Consider the following 20,527-nt stretch of genomic DNA (forward strand, 5'->3'; position numbering starts at 1 on the left):
CAAAAATAGTCATTTTTAAACATCGCTATTTAAAATTACGGTTAAATACATTTTAGTTTTTTATTTTAGCATGAACAAAATAGTCTATGACGTACCTGCATAATATTGGCGTTTATTTTTTAATGATTAAAGAAATGTTTCGTAAGCCTACCAAGTGGTCGGTTATGAAAACATTAATTTTTAAAGATATTGATGATTTAATCATGGGGTCATTGGGCATTGTAGCTTTTATTTCCTTTTTTGTTGGTGGTGTAGTAACAATACAGACGGCCTTAAACATCAGTAACCCTCTAATACCAAAATATCTAGTTGGTTTTGCAACCAGACAATCGGTGATTTTGGAGTTTGCTCCTACCTTTATTTCCATCATTATGGCTGGAAAAGTGGGTTCATTTATTACTTCTAGTATTGGTACCATGCGTGTTACCGAGCAAATTGATGCCCTCGAGGTTATGGGAATCAATACTATTAATTATCTTGTATTTCCCAAATTTGTAGCCATGATGTTATATCCTTTTGTGATTTCAATTGCTATGTTTTTAGGTATTTTAGGCGGTATGGCGGCTTGTATTTATGGCGGTTTTAGCACATTGGAAGATTATATTATGGGTGTTCAAATGGATTTCATTCCTTTTCACATTACTTATGCTTTTATTAAAACTTTTGTTTTTGCCTTCCTCCTAGCTACTATTCCATCTTATTACGGATACTATATGAAAGGTGGTGCATTGGAAGTTGGTAAAGCCAGTACAACATCCTTTGTTTGGACGAGTGTGATGATTATTCTTTTAAATTATATATTAACCCAAATGCTATTGAGCTCATGATAGAAGTAAAAGATGTACATAAGTCGTTTGGAGATGCACATATTTTAAAAGGTATATCCACATCGTTTGAAAAAGGCAAGACCAGCTTGGTTATTGGACAAAGTGGTTCAGGTAAAACGGTCTTTTTAAAATGCTTATTAGGTTTGTTTAGTCCAGAAAAGGGCACCATATCCTATGATGGTAAAGCTTATTCAGATTTATCTGATGACCAAAAACGTGATTTACGTGCCGAAATGGGCATGGTCTTTCAAGGAAGCGCTTTGTTTGACAGTATGACAATAGCTGAAAATGTTATGTTTCCCTTACGCATGTTTACTAAGCAGAGTAAAAGTGAAATGCAAGATCGTGTAAACTTTGTTTTAAAGCGTGTAAACCTAGAAGATGCTCATAACAAAAAGCCTAGTGAAGCATCAGGTGGTATGCAAAAACGTGTTGCCATTGCGCGAGCTATAGTAAACCGTCCTAAATATTTGTTTTGTGACGAACCCAATTCTGGTTTGGACCCCAAAACCGCTATTGTGATTGACAACCTGATACAAGAAATAACAGAGGAATATAATATTACGACCATTATCAATTCACATGATATGAATTCGGTTATGGAAATTGGTCAAAAAATTGTGTTTTTAAAAGATGGTCATAAAGCTTGGGAAGGTTCCAACAAGACTATTTTTAAAACAGATAATGAAGCTGTCACTAACTTTGTTTATTCTTCAGAATTATTCAAGAAAGTCAGACAGATGTATATAGAAGAAAGGGAATAGCTGGTTTTTTTTAATTATTTTTCAACGCTTCGGATATTTGTCTTTTCAGATTAATTATTTTTTCTTCCATAGTTTTTGCGCGCAGTCTAACAAACTTATTTTCAAAATCAATAGCTCTAATTAATTTAATGAATGAATCATTGTTTTTCAATTTTAAATAATCGTCTTGAGTACAATTTAAAGTTGTTAGAAAATATTTATCTAAATCACTCATCCAACTAAAATATTTTAAAAAATATGGCTGAATCAGGTTTGATTTAAACATTATTCGCTCTTTCTCATATTGATTATAATATGGATAATAAGACTCATATAAATCTGAAATAGCTATACGCAAACTATCATTAACTACTATTTCGACACCTTTTGAACTTAATAATTCATAACCGCTTTTATTTGGATTAAAATGTGGAGCGACTTTCATTTTGGCTACGTTATAATTAAACTTTTCAGATGGTATTTCATGATTACTTATATAATCAACAATATCAATAGCTGCAAATTCAATACTATCCATTAATGAAATGTCCTCGCGAATTTCTTCTAGATCGAAACTTAAGTTAGTATCTATCTCTTTTAATATTTTTATCTCTAAATCTGACTTTTTTTTCTGATCGTTCCAATCGTTTATTTGTAGAGCAATTAAAATACCAATGACCACTAGTATGATTTCACCAATAGCATAAAGCATGTATTTGTTAAAACGGTTTTGAGACACAAGGTTTCGACGTATTTTTCTTAAAAGCGTTACCATTTTAGTTTTTTCGTCTGATGGCCAAGGTATCTAAACTCAATTTCACCTTTAACCAACGACCTAACTTATCAGTTTCTGATGGAATATTGGCTTCCTTAATTTTAGATTTATCCCATTTTACAGTAAAAACAGATAGTGTGTCTGATTTTTTAAAATCAGACGATATTTCATTGGCATAACTAAAACTTTCCAACGCGTCATAGTTGATTTGTACTTCTTTTACAACCTGGTCAAACGGAATCATTTTTTCTTCCAATGCGGCTAACTTCTTTTCCCTATCTTCTAGGTAAGCTATTTTTTGCGTTTGGTTTATTAAATCAATAGAATCTCGATAACGCAATTGTTCCATATATTTTAAATTATCAAATTGCTCAACGCGGTTTTGGTTAAAAACAATTCTTGTATCTAATAAGGCTGGATAGGACGCTTTTCTATTTTTAAGCAAGTTTATTGTTGTTTCAGGAATTTCATCAAGTCCATAGGTATTGAATGAAATAAACGAATTGCCATCATTAAAACTATAATTGGCGTTCTTCTTAATATATTCAAACTGTGGCAAGGCTTTCAATTCATTATCAATAAAGCTTTTTGCAGCTGTTTCAAAGTTACTCTCTTTAAGTACATTCCAAAAAGTCCACACGGCAGGTACCATTACAATAATGGCCAGAAAAGAGGCTATTCTGGCAATTCGCTTACGCTTTTTGGAATTAGCATATTTAAGCATGGGGAAGCGCAAGGCTTTTACAACTATAAATGTTGCTAGAGCTATAAAAATAGTATTGATTATAAAGAGGTACATAGCACCAAAAAAGTAAGGCCAATTGGCTTTAGCCAAACCATAACCAGCTGTACACAGAGGTGGCATTAAGGCTGTGGCGATTGCCACACCGAATATAACTGAAGCAATAGTCCCCTTTTTTGTTTTTGCAATTATTAATGCTGAACCACCAAAAAAGGCAATAAGCACATCACGAATATCTGGTTTTACACGACCCAATAATTCGGAGGTATCTTCACTTAATGGGAATAACCAAAAGAATAAAAACGCTGTGAGTAAACTCAATACAATCATGATTGCCAGATTAATGAGTGACTTACGCATGGTATCAATATCATTAACTGCCACGGAAAGACCAATACCCAAAATAGGTCCCATAAGCGGCGAAATTAACATGGCACCAATAACAACAGCCGTGGAATTGGCATTTAAACCTATGGATGCCACAAAAATAGAACAAACCAAAATCCAAGCGGTAGCACCTTTAAAAGAAATATCTTTTTTTATGGCTTCAATAGTCTCATCTCTATCCGTATCTTCTCTAAAATCCAGTAACTCAACCAGAAATTTTTTAATGTTTTGAAAAAGCCCTTTAGCATCCTTCTTAACAGCTTTTTTTGATTCCTCTACTGCAGCATCTCTTGAAGCATTACCATCTTCAGCGTGCGCTTTTTCTTCATCAGAAAAATTGAATTTATTTTCTTCCATATACTATCCTAGATTGTCTCCAAACTTATCTTTTACGCTTTGGAGTACCTTTTTAATATCTTGTTCTTTTGCTTTAGGAAAGATAAGCAAAACTTCTTTTTTGTCAACAATTATATAATCATCAATACCATCAATGACCACCACCTTGTTTTTAGGTGTACGTATCATATTTCCTCTTGCGTCCTCAATAAGAGTTTGGGCATTAACAACAGCATTATTATTAGCGTCTTTATCCAATTTATCATAAAGACTTCCCCATGTTCCCAAATCATTCCAATCAAATGTAGCTGGAAGGACATAGACATTTTTAGAGGCCTCCATAATGGCGTAATCTACTGATATGTTTTCGGCCTTGGCATAATTCTCTTTTATGAAATCTTCCTCCATAGCTGTGTTATATGCAGCTATACCCTGTTTAAACAACTCAAACAATTCTGGTTGATTATTCATAAAGGCTTCAATCACACTTTTTACACTCCACATAAAAATACCAGCATTCCACAAGAAATTACCTTGTGCTATAAATTGCTTGGCCGTTTGATAGTCTGGCTTTTCACGAAACTGTGCTACCGGTTTTATGGCTGCACGCTCGTTTTTATCATATTCTATATAACCATAACCTGTATTTGGGAACGTTGGCTGAATCCCCAAGGTCATAAGAGCATTGTTTTGTGAGCAAAAATTGAAAGCGTCTCTAACATTTTGTTCAAAGGCTTTTTCGTCTTCTATCCAATGGTCGCTTGGCGCTACAAGCATTAGGGCATTTGGGTTTTCTTTTTGTATTTTAAGTGAGGCATACAAAATACAAGGTGCCGTATTGCGCATGGCTGGTTCCAGAACTACCTGACGTTGTGTAACATCGGGTAACTGCTCTAAAACCAACTGGTTATAACGCGCATTAGTGAGTATAAAAATGTTTTCTTTTGGAATAACGTTGGCAAGCCTGTTAAAGGTTTTTTGTATCAAGGTATCTCCTGTTCCCAGCATGTCATGAAATTGCTTGGGAAATTCCTGCGTACTTATGGGCCAAAAACGCGATCCTACACCTCCTGCCATGAGTATGGCATAATAGTTTTTATTCATAATTAATTAACTAATTCTACTTCTGCATTTGGGTTGAAAAGATACAATTTTCCTGATGCAACCTCAACACATTCATAGCGTTTTACACGTTTTTCACCTTTTTTAAACACTTTACCATTGTATAACTTAAAGTTTTGTCCCAAAGGTACTTCAAACACAAAGGTTTTATCATTGGGTTGATCAAACTGTTTTAATGCCCAAGCTAAAGCGGTATCAGTATCACTAGATGCTTTGGGATTTTTAAAATGTTTAGCCAAGAGAGGCAACAGAGCCATAGGAAACACTTGTGGATTTAAAAACGGGAGCATAAGGTGTTGAAAGGTGTGCTTCCACTCTTTGCCATGTGGTTTTATGTTTTTTCCAAAGGATTTATAGGCCTCAAAGTGCGCTATTTCATGAATAAGCGTTATTAAAAACCTATAGGTGTTTAGGTTAGCATTAATGGTTATTTGGTGTTTTCCGTTTGGGAGACTTCTATAATCGCCATGTCGTGTTTTACGTTCGCTTTTAACCTTTACAGTAAGTTGGTCATGATTTAACAAGCTTATGACTTGATTTACCGCTTTTGGTGGAATGTGATTTAACAGAGTTTTATGCATGACACAAACATAATATTTTTTAGGACTCAAAATTGTAGGAATTTTCACGACTTGACCTGAAGGAGACCTTAAGGAAACCTGAATAAGACCTGACGCAGACCTTAAGGAAATATTAACCAAAAATTAGGCATAACCACCTGTGGTTTTAGTGGTATAAAATGATTAGATTTGGGTAGTGGTATAAACTCACTAGAAAACATTTGCACCCAATTTGGATGCAACAGCACACTAATTTGGTGTATGTACAATAATAATAAACACACTAGTGTGTATCCACTTGTTGCCATTAATTTGAAAATGAACCTTACGAAAGAAATTAAAAATCGGAAAATTGGTTTTGAACCTAAAGTTAAGGTATCTAATAATCGAATTGAAATTGAGAAAATAGGAATAGGAATTGAACTATCGGACAAATTTACTGTCGCGGATAAATCGGAATTTCGGAATTTTATATCCGACTATGAATTTCCTAAAAATTTGGAATTAAGTAAAAAAGACAGAGAAGGATTTGAAAAAGAACTTTTCGAGCCAATTTTTACTCTTTCGGACAAAGAAAATAATCGACCAATTATCGCCTGTTACCTTTTTAATGTTAATGACCTGAAAGGAAATACAAATCTAAATATTCGGAGTATCACGAAATATGAATTAATGTGGGCGGAATATGTTTTGGAATCGAAAAACAATCGGAGAGTAAACGCTAAAAGAGTTGTTACGAATGGAATTAATGGCTCGATTTCGGAAAATTATTGGTTTGCTTATAAAAGTACAAGCACTAATTCAGAAATATTGTCTCGTTTGCGGATTTTAAACTTGGAAATTAATGATTACGTTTTGACATTTTATATTGTGGATGATGAACAAAACGCTATGAGCGATACGGAATTGGAAAAATTCATAAGCGGAATAAAAAACTAATGGCAACACCGTGTATAATTAATGGATAGTCCTCGCCTACTCACGAAATCACTTACACTAGTTTGCCACGCTCATGTCTATTTGGTTTGTATTTGCTAAATTAGTTACTGAAACACGAAACGAAATTATACACAAAACCGTTGTATACAATTTAAAAAAACAATCATATGAAAGAAATTAAATATCCGAAATCATTTTCACATATTGGAATTACTGTTCCCGATATTCACAAAGCTGTTAACTTCTATGAAGAAATTATGGGATGGTATGTAATTATGAAACCGTCTATAGTAAAAAAAGAACGCGATACTGCAATCGGACAAATGTGTATTGATGTTTTTGGAGAGGATTGGGAAGAATTTGAAATTGCGCATATGTCAACGTCTGACGGAATTGGAATTGAGCTCTTTACTTTCGCTAACGGAATTAAAGAAGCACCTGATTTTAATCCGTTTAATACAGGGTTATTTCACTTTTGTGTTCAGGATCCTGATATCGAGAACCTGACAAAAAAAATAGTTGAGGCTGGTGGAAAACAGAGAATGCCAATAAGAGAATATTATCCAAATGAGAAACCTTATAAAATGGTATATGTAGAAGACCCGTTTGGAATCGTATTTGAAATTTATACTCACAGTTACGAGTTGACTTATTCATCAGGAGCATATCAAGAATAAAAAACCGTATACAACAACAGCTATAGTTCCTTGCTTCTGACTTCAGGCATCAATCCATCCACAAACAGGTTATATTACATTTGCTTAAAAGAATTTAAACAAACTCTAAAAAGATAATAATACTGAAACACCTGTATAATTCACAGCATTAAAGCTTACTGCTCCATTCTGTAATTGTATTTTAGCCTTTTTTTTGTGCTTACCTGCCGAAATAAATAAAGGAATACTTACTAAAGTTGTTGCACCACCCAAATAAGACAACCAAAGGCCTTTACTGTTATTTGTAGAATCACCATCTACGATTCCTCCGCTCATATTAATTCCAAGTCCACCAACTATCATAGCAACTCCACCACCAAGAGTTATCCATGCCGCTGTAGAGTTTGTTTTCTTTTTACTTATATGAAAATCATATAATTCTTGAGGAGATTGATTTTTATCTTCCGTTAAAACTTGCCCTAAAGCAGAGTTAGAAAACCCTAAATAAAATATCAGTATTATTAGCGTTTTTTTTAATAATTTCATGAGATATATATTTAAAAACATTTATAAATTTTATTGTAATTTGAAGCTAATAATTACATGCCTAAAGGAATCAAAAGTTATGAAAAAAATATTTAACAATTTTATTATCAGTAATCTATATTGAAAAATCCTATTAAACAGCAATAGCATCATGCTACAAAAATGAACCCAAATTATATTTTCATACTATCAATATTATTCATGAGCATCTCAAGTTTTGGTCAAGGGTTGATAAATAACTATCCTGATGTTCAAAAAGAGATAATAAAGATTGAGCAAAACGACTAATCTCATTTGATTCATCTATTCGATTCGCTCGTGTTTATTTGGTTTGTATTTGCTAAATTAGTTGCTTAAAACATACAACTAATCTTATACTAGACCGTTTGCAAACACTTTTTATACTGTAACAATCAAAAAAAACAACTGTCATTATAGGTAAACTAACATAAAATGATAAGAAAGAAGATATTGTTAATTGTGCTTATTTTAAATGTGTTTCTTCTTAATGCTCAAGATTTGAAATTACCCAATTCTGGTTATTTGAGAAAAGAAACAAAATCAATTGACGTAGATTCAAACTACACAAATGGTAATTGGAACCCTTTACTTGAAAAGGTAAAAAACAAGCGAATAGTTTTGCTTGGAGAACAGAATCATGGTTCAAAAGAAATATTTATATCAAGAAACGATTTGATAAAATCACTTCATGAAAAACTAGACTTTAATGTGATTATTTTTGAATCTGGAATAGGAGAATTAGCATCTATTGAAATACAAAAAAATACATTAACTCCAACTCAAATGACATATGGTTTTTTTAGTGGTTGGAGAACAAAAGAATTTACAGATTTAATGAAATATGTTAAATTCAATAACATTTCAATAAGTGGATTTGATGTTCAAAAAACTGGCAGTTCGTTTGAAAACCTATTAATATCGACCTTAAAAAAACTTAAACTCAATTTGGATCAATATCCTGATTTAGAAAAACGATTTGATAATGAAAAACGAAAGTTAACCAATAGAAAAGCTGTTTTTGATTCTGTCCAAAATTCAACTTTAACATTAATAAATGATTTTAAGTCACAACTTTCAATCATTGAAAAATCAGACAGTCAAAAATTTGATAATTCAACTCATTTTGTAACAAGAACTCTTAAAAATCGGATTAAATATTTAGAATATTTTTTAGAATTCGTTCAAGACCAAGATTGGAATAAAAGGTGGGAAGCAAGAGATTACATGATGTATTCTAATATAGATTGGCTTTTAAAAACAGTTTATAAAAATCAAAAAGTAATTGTTATTGCACATAATTTTCACATTTCAAAATTTAATGAAAAATTAGAAGTCATGGGAGAATTTCTTAATCAAGAGTACAATTCTGAAATTTACACACTTGGAATATTTGCAGGTACAGGAACTTTTTACAATAACCGTGGGCAAGAAGAAAACTTAACACCAGCATCTGATATCACATTAGACATCAAACACATTATTAATTTATTACAAAACAGAGTAAACTTTTTAGATATTTCTAGCATGGGTAATGAAAAATCTTCTTGGCTATTTAATGAGATAATAGTTAATGATACATTTATTGATTTAAGTAATTCCAATAAACTAGTTTTATCAAAAAATTTCGATGGTCTTTTATTTATTGATGAAATATCAGTGCCTGAAAAAAATTAGAACTGTAGCTAAAAACCCAATAATTCATAGCCGCTAACTTTCCTCTTTTGAATATACTCACGAATTTTTACTATATACCATTCATTACGCAAATGTCTATTTAGTTTTATTTGCTAAATTGGGCGTTGGAATATGTTTTGATTCATTATAACCAACTAATAAGATTCCAGCTTTCTCGGGAAATAGCATATGATAAAATTCTTTAGAAAAATCCGCGAGCGACTGCTGACTGAAAATAAATTCGACAAGTATTTGCTTTATGCTATTGGTGAAATTATTCTGGTAGTATTTGGATTTTTGATTGCATTACAGATAAATAATTGGAATGAAGAAAGAAAAACAGAAAATCTAGAAGTTTCAAAATGAAAGGAACTGAATGGACAATAAATAGTCAAGGACTCATTCAAGAATCAATTGGAATATACGATGTCGATGCATATAATAGACAATTAGAATTTGTATTAACATAATAATACAGCCAAAACTGTAACACTTAATTATAACCAACACTAAATGATAAACTATGAATCCAAAGGTTGATTGGTTTTTTGAAAAAGATACAACTTGGAAAACAGAGTATCAAAAGTTAAGAGAGATCGTACTCGATTGCACTTTGGTTGAAGCATTAAAATGGGGAGTTCCTTGTTATACTTTTAATAAAAACAATATTGTTTTAATTCATGGGTTTAAAAATTATTGCGCATTGCTATTTCATAAAGGGGTATTGCTTAAAGACACTAATAACATCTTAATTCAGCAAACTGAAAATGTTCAAGCGGCAAGACAGATTCGGTTTACCAATTTAAATGAAATAATAGATTTACAGCCTATTATAAAAGCCTATATTTTTGAAGCTATTGAAGTGGAAAAGGCAGGATTAGAAGTAAAAATGAAAAAGACTTCAGAATTTGAAATGCCTGAAGAACTTAAAATAGCATTTAAAAACAATACTGAATTGGAAACTGCCTTCTATAACTTGACACCAGGACGGCAAAGATGCTATCTTCTACATTTTTCGCAAGCCAAGCAATCTAAAACTCGAGAATCGAGAATTGAAAAATGTACTGATAAAATTCTTAGCGGCATGGGATTGAATGACAGATAGCGTAAATGACAATGTGAAAAGCCAGTTGCTAACAGTGACCTACCTGTCCTGCAAGCGAGCAGGTAATTACTTGAACTCGTCTGTTTAAAAAAAACTCCGTTAGACTTTACAAAATCTTTTTCTCACTTTATTCATATAGAATTTATTATCTTTTCAATCTCCAATCAGCACTATATCTAACCTGCAACTTGAGTGCATTATAAAAAATGAATCGCATACTTATAACTGGAGCAACAGGAAATATAGGAACAGAAGTAGTTCACTACCTTTCTGAATTGGGCAATGAATCTGAATTAATTGTAGCTGTCAGAAATGTAGAACGTGCGAAGATAAAGTTTTCCTATCTATCAAATTTATCCTACAGGTTATTTGACTTTGAGAAGCAAGACTCTTTTGATGCCGCATTTAAAGATGTTGACATTTTATTCTTGCTTCGGCCACCACATATTTCAGAGGTCGATAAATATTTTCAGCCTCTATTACAATCAGGGAAAAATAATGGCATTAAGAAAGTGGTTTTTCTTTCGGTACAAGGTGCAGAGAAAAGCAAAGTTATTCCTCATAATAAAATTGAGCGGTTAATTAAGTCTATTGGTTTCAAATACATTTTTGTGCGTCCTAGCTACTTTATGCAAAACTTAACAACTACATTACTACCTGAACTACAAAAAAACCAAACTATTACGCTTCCTTCAGGACAGGCAAAATTCAATTGGATAGATGTAAAAAATATTGGAGAAGTATCAGCCGTATTAATAAAATCATTTGATAAATATCAAAATAAAGCCTACGACATTACAGGATTGGAAAACAAAAATTTTCAAGAAGTGACAGAATTAATGAGCGAAATAATAGGGACTAAATTCAATTTTAAAAGTATTAACCCAATTAGTTTCTACTTCAAAAAGAAAAAAAGTGGCGTTAAAAGTGAATTTGCTTTTGTTATGACAATGCTTCACTTCTTACCAAGATTTCAAAAAGAACCTGATATTTCAGATAACTTTGATAGAATTACAGGAAAGAAACCAACAACACTAAAAGCGTTTATAAACAGGAAAAAAGAAGTTATAAAAACACCTCAACTATGTATATAAAATTGTTGAGATAGATTTTAGGCACTCATTATGAATAATCAATAAGATTCCCGCTTTCTCTGGAAATAGCATATGATAAAATTCTTTAGACACATTAGGCAGCAATTACTTTCAGAAGGCAAAACTGGAAAGTATTTTAAATATGCCATTGGCGAAATAGTTCTTGTAGTGATTGGAATTTTGATTGCATTACAAATTAATACTGTCAAAAATAAAAATGACAAAAGAGCTGAAGAAATTACTCATCTTGAAAATATTTTATCAGACTTAAAACAAGATAAATCAGAATTAATTAAGATAATTGACAGAAGGCAATCCAAAACAGAGTCTGCAACGGTTATGGAAAGCTACTATCATACAAAAAAAGTAGATAGTCTTAACCGCTATTATTTTCACTGGACAAATGTCCTTATGTGGGAAACACATAATCCAAGTTTAGTTACTTTTAAAGAACTTATTAATTCTGGTAAACTTTCAACTTTAACAAATGAAAACGTTAAGCAGTTATTACTTCAAATAGATTATAATTACAACCAGATGTTTGAGCTCAGAAATCATTTGTATCATGATTATACCGATTATTTTTATAAACCATTTGGAGATTTTATTGATTACGAAAATGGTCTTAAAGCATTTTTAGAACCAAATGCGAAAATTGAATTATCAAGAGAGGATGTTGAAATAGCACTCAAAAGTAAACGTATTAAAAACGGATTTACATTGGCAAGACTCAATAATCAGCTTTTGTCCCAGCAATTAACCGACATATTAACTAAAGTTGATTCAACCATTGTGCTAGTTGAGCAAGAGATAAAAAAATAACAACAACTAAAAAAACACTCAAAATAAACGGGATAGCCGAAAACCGACCACAGTAGGCAACTAACAATCAAATTTATGAAAACACAAACTTACCAATTAACTTTATTCACATTACTTTTTACTTTGGTTTTTGGAATCCAAAGTTGTGAACAAAAACAAAACGAGGAAACTAAAGAAGTGGAAAAAGAAATAGTTGTTGAACCTGAAAAACCCGAATACTTTTCGCTACGACCAGAAGTGGAAAAAGCATATGGTTATTCACACGCTGTAAAAATTGGTAATGCCATTAAAGTTTCTGGTGCTGTAAGTATGGATAATGAAGGAAATCCAACAGCCATTGGTGATTTGGGACAACAAATGAAAAACTGCTATGCCGATTTGGAAAAAATTCTAAAGCATTACGGTTGTACATTTGATGATGTTGTCGTTGAAAATATTTTCACAACCAATATGCCTTTATTTCTTGAAAATGCAGCTTATCGCTCTGAAATTTATAAAAATCATTTCCCTACTGGATCTTGGCTTGGTGTAAAGGAATTGGCAATTCCAGAATTTATGATTGAAATTGAATTGGAGGTTCATAAGATTGAATAATAGTTAAAAGTATCATAGCATTATTACATACACTATTAAAAAATCTGGTTCACAACCGCTAGAACTTGTGAATCAGATTTTTACCGATTTTTTTTATTTTGATTGAATGAAAATTGTTATTTTCACAGTCAGAAAAAATTCGAGTCTCTCATGAAATCCTATTTATTTGCAGCGTGTATGCTGTTTTTGGTTATGTCTTGTTCAAGTGATGATGATGTAACGGTTCCGCAATGTGCAAAACCCACCAATGTTTCAGCTAGTGCTGTCACCTTTGAAAGTGCTACCATATCATGGAATGATAACAATGCTAGTTCTTACACTGTTGAATTTGGTTTATCTGGTTTCACTATAGGTTCAGGAACAACTTCAAACACTAATGAAAATAGCATAGTGCTTTCAGGCTTAACAGCCAATACAAGCTATGATGTTTATATAAAATCTAATTGCAGTACTACCAACACAAGTATGTACACCAATACATTTACGGTTACAACTGCTGCACCTTTGGTAGTACCTCAATTTATGCCAAACCTTTCGGAGTTGAATTTATTTACTGGTGACCTAGAAAATCTAACCCCTAGCCCATATGCTTTTGTATATGACTTAAACACACCACTGTTTACAGATTATGCATACAAGCATCGTGTAATTGCTTTGCCGCCAGGCACAACTATGGATTATGTTGACAATGGCTTTCCTGATTTTCCAGACAACACCGTTATTGCAAAATCATTCTATTACTTTAATGATGAGCGTAATGAATCATTAGGAAAAAAGCTTATTGAAACGCGCATATTAATAAAAGTTGCTGGCGAATGGGAATTAGGAAACTACAAATGGAACGAAGCTCAAACTGATGCCATATTGGATAACACCACTGGTACCGTTCCTGTAACTTATATTAATGCGTCTGGTAATACACAAAACGTGAATTATGTTATTCCATCAGCAAACCAATGTTTTGACTGTCATAATAACGAAAATATTGTAACACCAATTGGTCCAAAGTTGCGAACTATGAACTTTGATAATCAATTACAAGATTTTATTGATGCTGGATATTTAAGCAATTTGACTGACCCGAATACGGTTACTGTTTTACCTAATTGGGAAGATGACTCCTATACTTTAGAGCAACGTGCAAGAGCTTATTTTGATGTAAACTGTGCGCATTGTCATTCAGATGGTGGGTTTTGTCAGTTCCAAACCCTGTTGCGTTTAACCTATGAAACACCATTTGAAGATTCTTATATTTTTGAGTCTAAAGATGAAATAGATACCAGAATGGAAACTTTTAATCCACCATATACGATGCCGCTAATTGGCACAACCATGGTTCACGATGAAGGCTATGCTTTAATACGTTCTTACTTAAGTACGTTGGAATAAAAACAAACCCGTGATTTAATTAAATCACGGGTTTTACTTTTCTACCTTTTTCATAAAATTACTTTTCTATTTATTACATCTCGCATGTTTATACATGCCCTTGTATGGGTTAAAGCCTTTTGGCAAGTAATCTTTAGTATCAAAACCAAGATTAACTTCCTCATCAAGCTCTACCAAATCAATTTTGCTCCAATCCAAATCATGCTTTCCTTTTAATGGATTGAAATTAGGTGGCAAATATTTACTGGTATCAAAACCATAACAAACCTCCTCTTCTAATTCTAACACGTGAATATCCTCAATGGCAATAGGTTCTGCATCGGGATTGTGAAATAATAGAGTTTCAAGGTGCGCTTTTTCACTTAAAACAGATTCTGTTTTATATGACGATAAATCGTCAGGCTCTTCATTTGGGGAATCGGTCACAACTGTACTTGCTGCAAGTATCAAGCTGCTCATTAAAAATACAAGTTTCATTTTGGTAAAGATTTAATTGTTTACATGAAGTGACAAAATTTTACTGAAATTGTTACATAACTTTTGAAATCTTTAACACTATAAATCAATACTTTATATTTTAATTAAGAATCACAACTCAAAACGTTAAGAATTTTAATATTTATTGCAGTTGATTTTTTATGGCTTCATGGTACGCTTCATAATCAATAAGGTTGTTATGATTAGCACCTTCTACTTCTACAAAAATAGTCTGTTCAGAGTTTGAAATGTCACGAAGCATCTTTCCTGAAGCTAGTGGTACAACCTCATCATTGGTGCCATGCAGAATTAAAACAGGACAGTTTACTTTTTTCATAAACTTAAAAGAAGGAAACTCATAGCGCATTAATTGTCTAATTGGAAAAATAGGAAACCTTCTTTGAGCTACATCTACCAAACTATAATAAGGCGTTTCTAAAATGAGATTTTTTGGAGTATTTTCAGAGGCTAAATAGGTTGCAACTCCAGTTCCTAACGAACGACCATATAGCACAATATCTTGCTCCTCATAATTCTCTCTTAAATAATCATAACAAAACTGTGCGTCATGATAAAAGGCTTTTTCACTTAATGGTCCAGTACTCTTTCCGTAGGTTCTGTAATCTATAACAAAAACGTCGTAATTATATTGCGTAAAATATTGAGCTGTTGCTCCCCATCGGCTCAAATCACTTGCATTACCATGAAAATAAAGTATCACTCCTTTGGGTTGCTTTGCTTTGAAATGAATAGCGTTGATTATGGCTTCATCGTCTGTGTTCAGAAAAATTTCTTCAAAATCTGTTTTGAAATTATAGGTGTAATTCTGATCTAGAACCGTTGGTAAAAAAATTAGCTTTTCCTGAAACATACATAGTAAAACTCCTATCATCACATATAGTCCAAGAATTATCAGTAGGATTTTTTTGACTTTACTTTTTTGACTTTTTTGACGTGTGTATGACATTAATGCTGGTTGTTTCTAAATCTAATTCTTTAGGTTTTGTATTGAGGATTTCATCTAACATTACATGATATGATTCAAAATTATTGAGATTTTTATGACCACCTCCAATTACTGTATGTAATTTGGTCAATTTGGGATTAATTTTAGACAACTTTACACTGGTTTTATAAGGTATGAGCTTATCATTGGTACCGTGAATTATATGTATTGGGCATTGAACATACTTCAACCATTTATAGGTAGGTAATGGATATTTCATTAATAATGAAAATGGCATAAATGGTGCATATCTTGCTGTAACTTTGGTTAAACTATAATAAGGCGCATCAAGAATGAGCATTCTAGGGTGATTCATAGAAGCTAACTTTGTAGCAAAACCAGAACCCAATGAGCGACCATAAAGAATAATATATTTTTCAGGCACAAGCTCTTTGAGTTTATTATAGATTACTTGTAAGTCTCTTTTTATTGCTTTCTGCGATCGTCTTCCGGTACTTTTACCAAACCCTCTGTAATCAACCATAAAGACATTAAACCCATGTCTGGTAAAATCTACTGCAAATTTACCCCAGCCTTTTATGCTTTTTGAATTTCCTTTGAGGTATAAAACAATGCCACGTGGTTTTTCTTTTGATTTAAACAAAACACCATTAAGTTCAGCGCCATCCCTGGTTTCCATATTAAACTCCTCAATGTCTTGATTTTCATAGTAAAACTGAAAATCTTTTGGCAATTTCTCTGGCTTAAACAACATGTAGTCCTGAAGAAAATACAATGTTAAACTTATAACTACATAAGCTATAATTACAATTATTATGATGGACCACCAATATGCCATTTTATAGAAATTACGTTCTTACAATATATGAAAATCAATAATGAATACTGTTGTGAGTAGTCATAATGTTAATATCAGGTTAAAATACCATGAAGGATTAAACTTAAATCAAGTTTCATAGTCAAAGCAATACATTAACAAAAAACGGTATAAAATGAAAAAACTATTTTTAATTGCGTTGGCTTTAGTAACACTACAAGTTTCCGCACAGCACAAAAGAGAAGGAGACAAGAAGGGTGATAAAATGGAGCGCATGAACGACTACACGCCAGAACAAATAGCCGAACTTCAGACAAAAAAAATGACTTTACATTTAGATTTGAATGAAGACCAGCAACAAAAAGTTATGGCATTGAATCTCCAGAATGCCACTGACAGAAAAGCGATGATTGAGGCTAAAAAACAGATGGCAAAAAAAAGTGATGATCAAGAAATGTCAAAAGAAGACAAATTGAAAATGAAAAATGATATGCTAGACAAGCAAATTGCCCTGAAGCAAAAAATGAAAGATATTCTAGACGAAAAACAATATGCTAAATGGGAAGAAATGATGTCTAAACGAGGAGAAAGAGGTCGTGCCTATCAAAAGAAAAAAATGCACAAAAAGAACGATTAATATTTGAATTAGTTTAATTGGTTAGTTAGTTAAAATGGGCAATTCTATTATTGGAATTGCCCATTTTTATTTATAAACTTTTACTAACCTTATTAACCGCTTCAATAGTTTTATCTAAATCGTTATAAGTTAAGGCATCAGTAACAAACCATGTCTCAAATGCACTTGGTGCTATATAAACCCCTTCATTCAACATACCGTGAAAGAACTTTTTAAAACTTTCATTATTTCCAGTTGCTGATGATTGAAAATCTACAATTTCGATATCTGAAAAATGTACAGAAATCATCGAACCTACCCTATTGATAGTATGTGTAATATTATTTTCTATCAATACTTTTTGGATACCTTCGTGTAGATATTTGGTTTTGTTTTCAAGTCTATTGTAAATGTCACTATCTTTATTTAATTCCTCAAGCATAGCCAAACCGGCTGCCATTGCTAACGGATTACCACTCAATGTTCCTGCTTGATAAACTGGTCCTACAGGAGCCAAATAATTCATAATTTCATTTCTTGCTGCAAAGGCACCGACTGGCAAACCTCCGCCTATAACCTTTCCGAAGCAAACAATATCAGCCTTGATATTGTAACGTTCTTGAGCACCACCTTTGGCCAAACGAAAACCAGTCATAACCTCATCAAATACCAAAAGAATATCATTAGCATCACATAATGCTCTTAAATCTTCCAAAAAACCGCTCTTTGGCGGAATGCACCCCATATTACCTGCAACTGGCTCTAAAATAATACATGCAATTTCATTCTTGTTTGCATTAATAATGTCCTTTACATTTTCAATATCATTATATGAAGCCAATAAGGTATCTTTAGCAGTGCCTTGGGTCACACCTGGACTATTTGGTGTGCCAAAAGTTACAGCGCCACTTCCAGCTTGAATCAAAAAGCTATCACTATGACCGTGATAACATCCTGCAAATTTTATAATCTTTTCCTTTCCAGCAAACCCTCTAGCCAATCGCACGGCACTCATACAAGCTTCTGTCCCTGAATTGACAAAACGAATTTTATCAATATTGGGCACCATGGATATAGCTAACTCGGCAATTCTGGTTTCTATTTCTGTAGGTGTTCCAAATGACGTACCTTTTTTTGCTTTTTCCACAACAGCATCAACTACAGGTTTGTAGGCATGACCCAATATCATAGGTCCCCAGGAATTAATGTAATCAATGTATGTGTTGCCGTCAGCGTCATACAAATAAGCACCTTGAGCTTTTTCAATAAAAATTGGTGTCCCACCTACAGCTTTAAATGCGCGTACTGGAGAATTGACACCGCCAGGAATAACGCTTTCTGCTTCAGCAAACAAAGCACTACTTCTTTGATAGTTCATGTTGTTTTGATTATTTGGATTTAACGATTAACACATTGCCAATGGTTAAATCATTTGATTTTAGATTGTTTAGCCTTTTAATTTCTTCAACTGTGGTATTGTAGCGTTTAGATAGTGAATACAACGTATCTCCTTTCATAATTTGATGAGTAAGTCCAATGCCTACCGAATTGATTTCCGAAGTTTTTCCAAGCACAGCCTCATCATATTTGTACAATTGATAGCGCTCAATTAAACTAATCAACTTGTCTGGATATTTCCTATCGGTTGCATAGCCAGCCGCACGCAATTCTTTTGCCCAGCCTCTATAATCATCTAGTTGTAATTCAAATAATTTATAATAGCGTTTTCGTTCTTTTAGAAACAATGAATGATCACGAAACGAATACCTAGCGTCGTTATATTTTCTAAAACACTCTTGTCGGGCATCATCATCATGATAAATTTTTGCGCCAGTCCACTCATGACATTTTATACCAAAATGGTTATTGGCTTCAACAGATAAACGTCCTTTACCTGAACCCGATTCTAAAATCCCTTGAGCCAATGTAATACTGGCAGGAATACCATATAATCGCATTTCATTTTGAGCAATAGGACTGTATAACTGGATGTATTGTTCAGTAGGTGTGCCTGTCAATTCAATTGTGCTTGCCGTTCTCGTAGGTTCTGAAACCGCATTATTGTCTCTGGTTTCAGGTTGTTTAACCACACGTTCCGTTTTGGGTTTACTTCTATTTGTTTTACTAACAGCTCTTTTTTTTGAGCCACAGCTAAAAATTAATATGGTTAAACCTATAATACATACAATCCTTTTCATCATTTCAATAAGGGCATTTTTTTTCGTTCTAAATATTGATTCATTCCAGATATTCCCTGAAGGCCACCTGTGTGAATTGCTAGAATTTTTGATCCTTTCTCAAAAAATTCTTTCTCAATTAAATCCATGATTCCAAAAAGCATTTTTCCAGTATAAATAGGATCTAATTGAATATCATATTCCATTTTAAAATCATTTATAAAACTGATTAATGCTTCATTTATTTTAGCATAGCCGCCAAAATGGTAATCAGTAATCAAGTTCCAATTGGATTTATTGGCAAATTTACTAATATCTTTCTTTAAAAAATCACCTTTTAAGGCTGGAAAACCTAAAATTTTTTGATTCTCAAAACTAGCATTAATTATTCCTGAAATAGTACCTCCTGTGCCAACAGGACAACAGATATAATCAAACGCTTTATCGGTTTTTGTTACTATTTCTTCACAGCCCTTAACTGCTAGGCTATTTGTTCCTCCTTCGGGTATGAGGTAAAAATCTCCAAACCGTTCTCCTAGCCTATTCATAAATTCCAGATCATACTTATTTCTGTAATCCTCACGGGAAACAAAGTGGAACTGCATACCGTTTTGCTGTGCAAAATCTAACGTTGGATTGTCTTTTGCTTTAGTCGATATTTCCTCACCTCGAATAACACCTATAGTTTTAAAGCCAAACTTCTTACCTGCCATGGCAACAGCTGCAATATGGTTTGAATAAGCACCTCCAAAAGTGAGCAAAGAAGATTTTCCCGATTCTTGAGCTTCTAGGATATTGTATTTAAGCTTGCGGTATTTGTTTCCAGAAACTAATGGATGAATAGCATCTTCACGCTTAATTTTTAGAGAAATTATGCCATTATTTAAAATGGTATCATTAGGTACTTTTACAGACTCAAAAAACATAAAATTTAGAGTTCAAAACTAGGTTCAAAATTACAAAATAAACTGATGAAACGTCAAAAACAGCAGAGTAATATTATGACTACATTATACCGATAATAATTTGATTTCCACGATGTAATGAGGGTATTCAACTTATAAAACAAACTCTTTATCGATTTTGGTACTCAATATTATTTTTCTTAACTTAAGAATGATATTTTTATGTTAATAATTTT

Annotated in this window: 23 protein-coding genes; 12 read left to right on the forward strand and 11 right to left on the reverse strand. The window is 32.7% G+C overall.

Going from position 1 to position 20,527, the window contains the following annotated elements:
- The first annotated feature begins 86 nt into the window (after positions 1–86).
- Both C1S72_RS05105 and C1S72_RS05110 read left to right on the forward strand, forming a co-directional pair.
- The gene (locus C1S72_RS05105; protein ID WP_104734565.1) at positions 87–827 is read left to right on the forward strand and encodes an MlaE family ABC transporter permease; all 741 of its coding nucleotides are present in this window, start codon (positions 87–89) and stop codon (positions 825–827) included.
- Positions 824–1,591, forward strand: coding sequence for an ABC transporter ATP-binding protein (locus C1S72_RS05110; RefSeq protein ID WP_104734566.1), 768 nt, complete (start codon positions 824–826; stop codon positions 1,589–1,591). Before C1S72_RS05105 ends, C1S72_RS05110 begins: the two co-directional genes overlap by 4 nt.
- Before the next feature lie 10 nt (positions 1,592–1,601).
- Here the strand turns inward: C1S72_RS05110 and C1S72_RS05115 are convergent, their stop codons facing one another.
- From C1S72_RS05115 to C1S72_RS05130, 4 genes are read right to left on the reverse strand one after another with little or no spacing between them, the layout of a single operon-like run.
- The gene (locus C1S72_RS05115; protein ID WP_104734567.1) at positions 1,602–2,345 is read right to left on the reverse strand and encodes a DUF6090 family protein; all 744 of its coding nucleotides are present in this window, start codon (positions 2,343–2,345) and stop codon (positions 1,602–1,604) included.
- A 1-nt stretch (position 2,346) separates the two neighbouring features.
- Complete coding sequence (locus C1S72_RS05120) at positions 2,347–3,831, reverse strand: DUF389 domain-containing protein (protein WP_104734568.1); 1,485 nt, start codon at positions 3,829–3,831, stop codon at positions 2,347–2,349.
- Between the two features lie 3 nt (positions 3,832–3,834).
- Positions 3,835–4,914, reverse strand: coding sequence for a mannose-1-phosphate guanylyltransferase (locus C1S72_RS05125; protein ID WP_104734569.1), 1,080 nt, complete (start codon positions 4,912–4,914; stop codon positions 3,835–3,837).
- Between the two features lie 2 nt (positions 4,915–4,916).
- Complete coding sequence (locus C1S72_RS05130) at positions 4,917–5,513, reverse strand: SprT-like domain-containing protein (RefSeq protein ID WP_104734570.1); 597 nt, start codon at positions 5,511–5,513, stop codon at positions 4,917–4,919.
- Between the two features lie 267 nt (positions 5,514–5,780).
- Between C1S72_RS05130 and C1S72_RS05135 the strand changes: the two genes are divergently transcribed.
- Positions 5,781–6,431 carry a hypothetical protein gene (locus C1S72_RS05135; RefSeq protein ID WP_162919932.1) on the forward strand — a complete coding sequence of 217 codons (651 nt, stop codon included), beginning with the start codon at positions 5,781–5,783 and terminating at the stop codon, positions 6,429–6,431.
- 167 nt (positions 6,432–6,598) lie between these two features.
- Complete coding sequence (locus tag C1S72_RS05140; RefSeq protein ID WP_104734572.1) at positions 6,599–7,108, forward strand: lactoylglutathione lyase family protein; 510 nt, start codon at positions 6,599–6,601, stop codon at positions 7,106–7,108.
- Between the two features lie 105 nt (positions 7,109–7,213).
- Here the strand turns inward: C1S72_RS05140 and C1S72_RS05145 are convergent, their stop codons facing one another.
- The gene (locus C1S72_RS05145) at positions 7,214–7,633 is read right to left on the reverse strand and encodes a hypothetical protein (RefSeq protein WP_104734573.1); all 420 of its coding nucleotides are present in this window, start codon (positions 7,631–7,633) and stop codon (positions 7,214–7,216) included.
- A 453-nt stretch (positions 7,634–8,086) separates the two neighbouring features.
- Here C1S72_RS05145 and C1S72_RS05150 point away from each other — a divergent pair, with 453 nt between their 5' ends.
- The 7 genes from C1S72_RS05150 to C1S72_RS05175 all read left to right on the forward strand — a co-directional run bounded on the left by C1S72_RS05150 (position 8,087) and on the right by C1S72_RS05175 (position 14,332).
- Positions 8,087–9,328 (forward strand): erythromycin esterase family protein, encoded by a 1,242-nt coding sequence (locus tag C1S72_RS05150; protein WP_104734574.1) that lies wholly within the window; start codon positions 8,087–8,089, stop codon positions 9,326–9,328.
- A gap of 189 nt (positions 9,329–9,517) precedes the next feature.
- The gene (locus tag C1S72_RS14410) at positions 9,518–9,694 is read left to right on the forward strand and encodes a DUF6090 family protein (protein WP_162919882.1); all 177 of its coding nucleotides are present in this window, start codon (positions 9,518–9,520) and stop codon (positions 9,692–9,694) included.
- 157 nt (positions 9,695–9,851) lie between these two features.
- Complete coding sequence (locus tag C1S72_RS05155; RefSeq protein ID WP_104734575.1) at positions 9,852–10,433, forward strand: YdeI/OmpD-associated family protein; 582 nt, start codon at positions 9,852–9,854, stop codon at positions 10,431–10,433.
- Positions 10,434–10,639: 206 nt separating this feature from the next.
- A complete protein-coding gene (locus tag C1S72_RS05160) occupies positions 10,640–11,527 on the forward strand; it encodes an NmrA family NAD(P)-binding protein (RefSeq protein WP_104734576.1) in 888 nt (295 codons plus the stop codon).
- Positions 11,528–11,599: 72 nt separating this feature from the next.
- Positions 11,600–12,349, forward strand: a complete 750-nt coding sequence (locus C1S72_RS05165; RefSeq protein WP_104734577.1) for a DUF6090 family protein — start codon at positions 11,600–11,602, stop codon at positions 12,347–12,349.
- A 75-nt stretch (positions 12,350–12,424) separates the two neighbouring features.
- Complete coding sequence (locus C1S72_RS05170) at positions 12,425–12,943, forward strand: RidA family protein (protein ID WP_104734578.1); 519 nt, start codon at positions 12,425–12,427, stop codon at positions 12,941–12,943.
- Positions 12,944–13,093: 150 nt separating this feature from the next.
- Complete coding sequence (locus C1S72_RS05175; protein ID WP_230401580.1) at positions 13,094–14,332, forward strand: fibronectin type III domain-containing protein; 1,239 nt, start codon at positions 13,094–13,096, stop codon at positions 14,330–14,332.
- Between the two features lie 66 nt (positions 14,333–14,398).
- Here C1S72_RS05175 and C1S72_RS05180 read toward each other — a convergent pair whose 3' ends face one another.
- From C1S72_RS05180 to C1S72_RS05190, 3 genes are all read right to left on the reverse strand, one after another.
- A complete protein-coding gene (locus C1S72_RS05180; RefSeq protein ID WP_104734579.1) occupies positions 14,399–14,809 on the reverse strand; it encodes a hypothetical protein in 411 nt (136 codons plus the stop codon).
- A 142-nt stretch (positions 14,810–14,951) separates the two neighbouring features.
- Entirely contained in the window at positions 14,952–15,701 is a 750-nt protein-coding gene (locus tag C1S72_RS05185; protein WP_230401581.1) for an alpha/beta hydrolase, read from the reverse strand.
- Positions 15,702–15,741: 40 nt separating this feature from the next.
- A complete protein-coding gene (locus C1S72_RS05190) occupies positions 15,742–16,614 on the reverse strand; it encodes an alpha/beta hydrolase (protein ID WP_104734581.1) in 873 nt (290 codons plus the stop codon).
- A gap of 154 nt (positions 16,615–16,768) precedes the next feature.
- On the opposite strand from C1S72_RS05190, the gene C1S72_RS05195 reads away from it, so the two are divergent.
- A complete protein-coding gene (locus tag C1S72_RS05195) occupies positions 16,769–17,230 on the forward strand; it encodes a DUF4890 domain-containing protein (RefSeq protein WP_104734582.1) in 462 nt (153 codons plus the stop codon).
- Positions 17,231–17,300: 70 nt separating this feature from the next.
- Here the strand turns inward: C1S72_RS05195 and hemL are convergent, their stop codons facing one another.
- Genes hemL through C1S72_RS05210 form a run of 3 tightly spaced genes read right to left on the reverse strand, consistent with a single transcriptional unit; the run spans position 17,301 to position 20,312 of the window.
- Positions 17,301–18,587: a glutamate-1-semialdehyde 2,1-aminomutase gene (gene hemL, locus C1S72_RS05200; RefSeq protein WP_104734583.1), complete on the reverse strand. Its 1,287-nt coding sequence runs from the start codon at positions 18,585–18,587 to the stop codon at positions 17,301–17,303.
- Positions 18,588–18,597: 10 nt separating this feature from the next.
- On the reverse strand, positions 18,598–19,407 hold the full coding sequence (locus C1S72_RS05205; protein ID WP_104735794.1) for a glucosaminidase domain-containing protein: 810 nt from the start codon (positions 19,405–19,407) through the stop codon (positions 18,598–18,600).
- Complete coding sequence (locus tag C1S72_RS05210) at positions 19,407–20,312, reverse strand: 1-aminocyclopropane-1-carboxylate deaminase/D-cysteine desulfhydrase (RefSeq protein WP_104734584.1); 906 nt, start codon at positions 20,310–20,312, stop codon at positions 19,407–19,409. Before C1S72_RS05210 ends, C1S72_RS05205 begins: the two co-directional genes overlap by 1 nt.
- Positions 20,313–20,527 lie beyond the last annotated feature (215 nt).

The sequence above is a fragment of the Hanstruepera ponticola genome (genome assembly GCF_002940745.1).
GTDB classification, from domain to species: Bacteria; Bacteroidota; Bacteroidia; order Flavobacteriales; family Flavobacteriaceae; genus Hanstruepera; species Hanstruepera ponticola.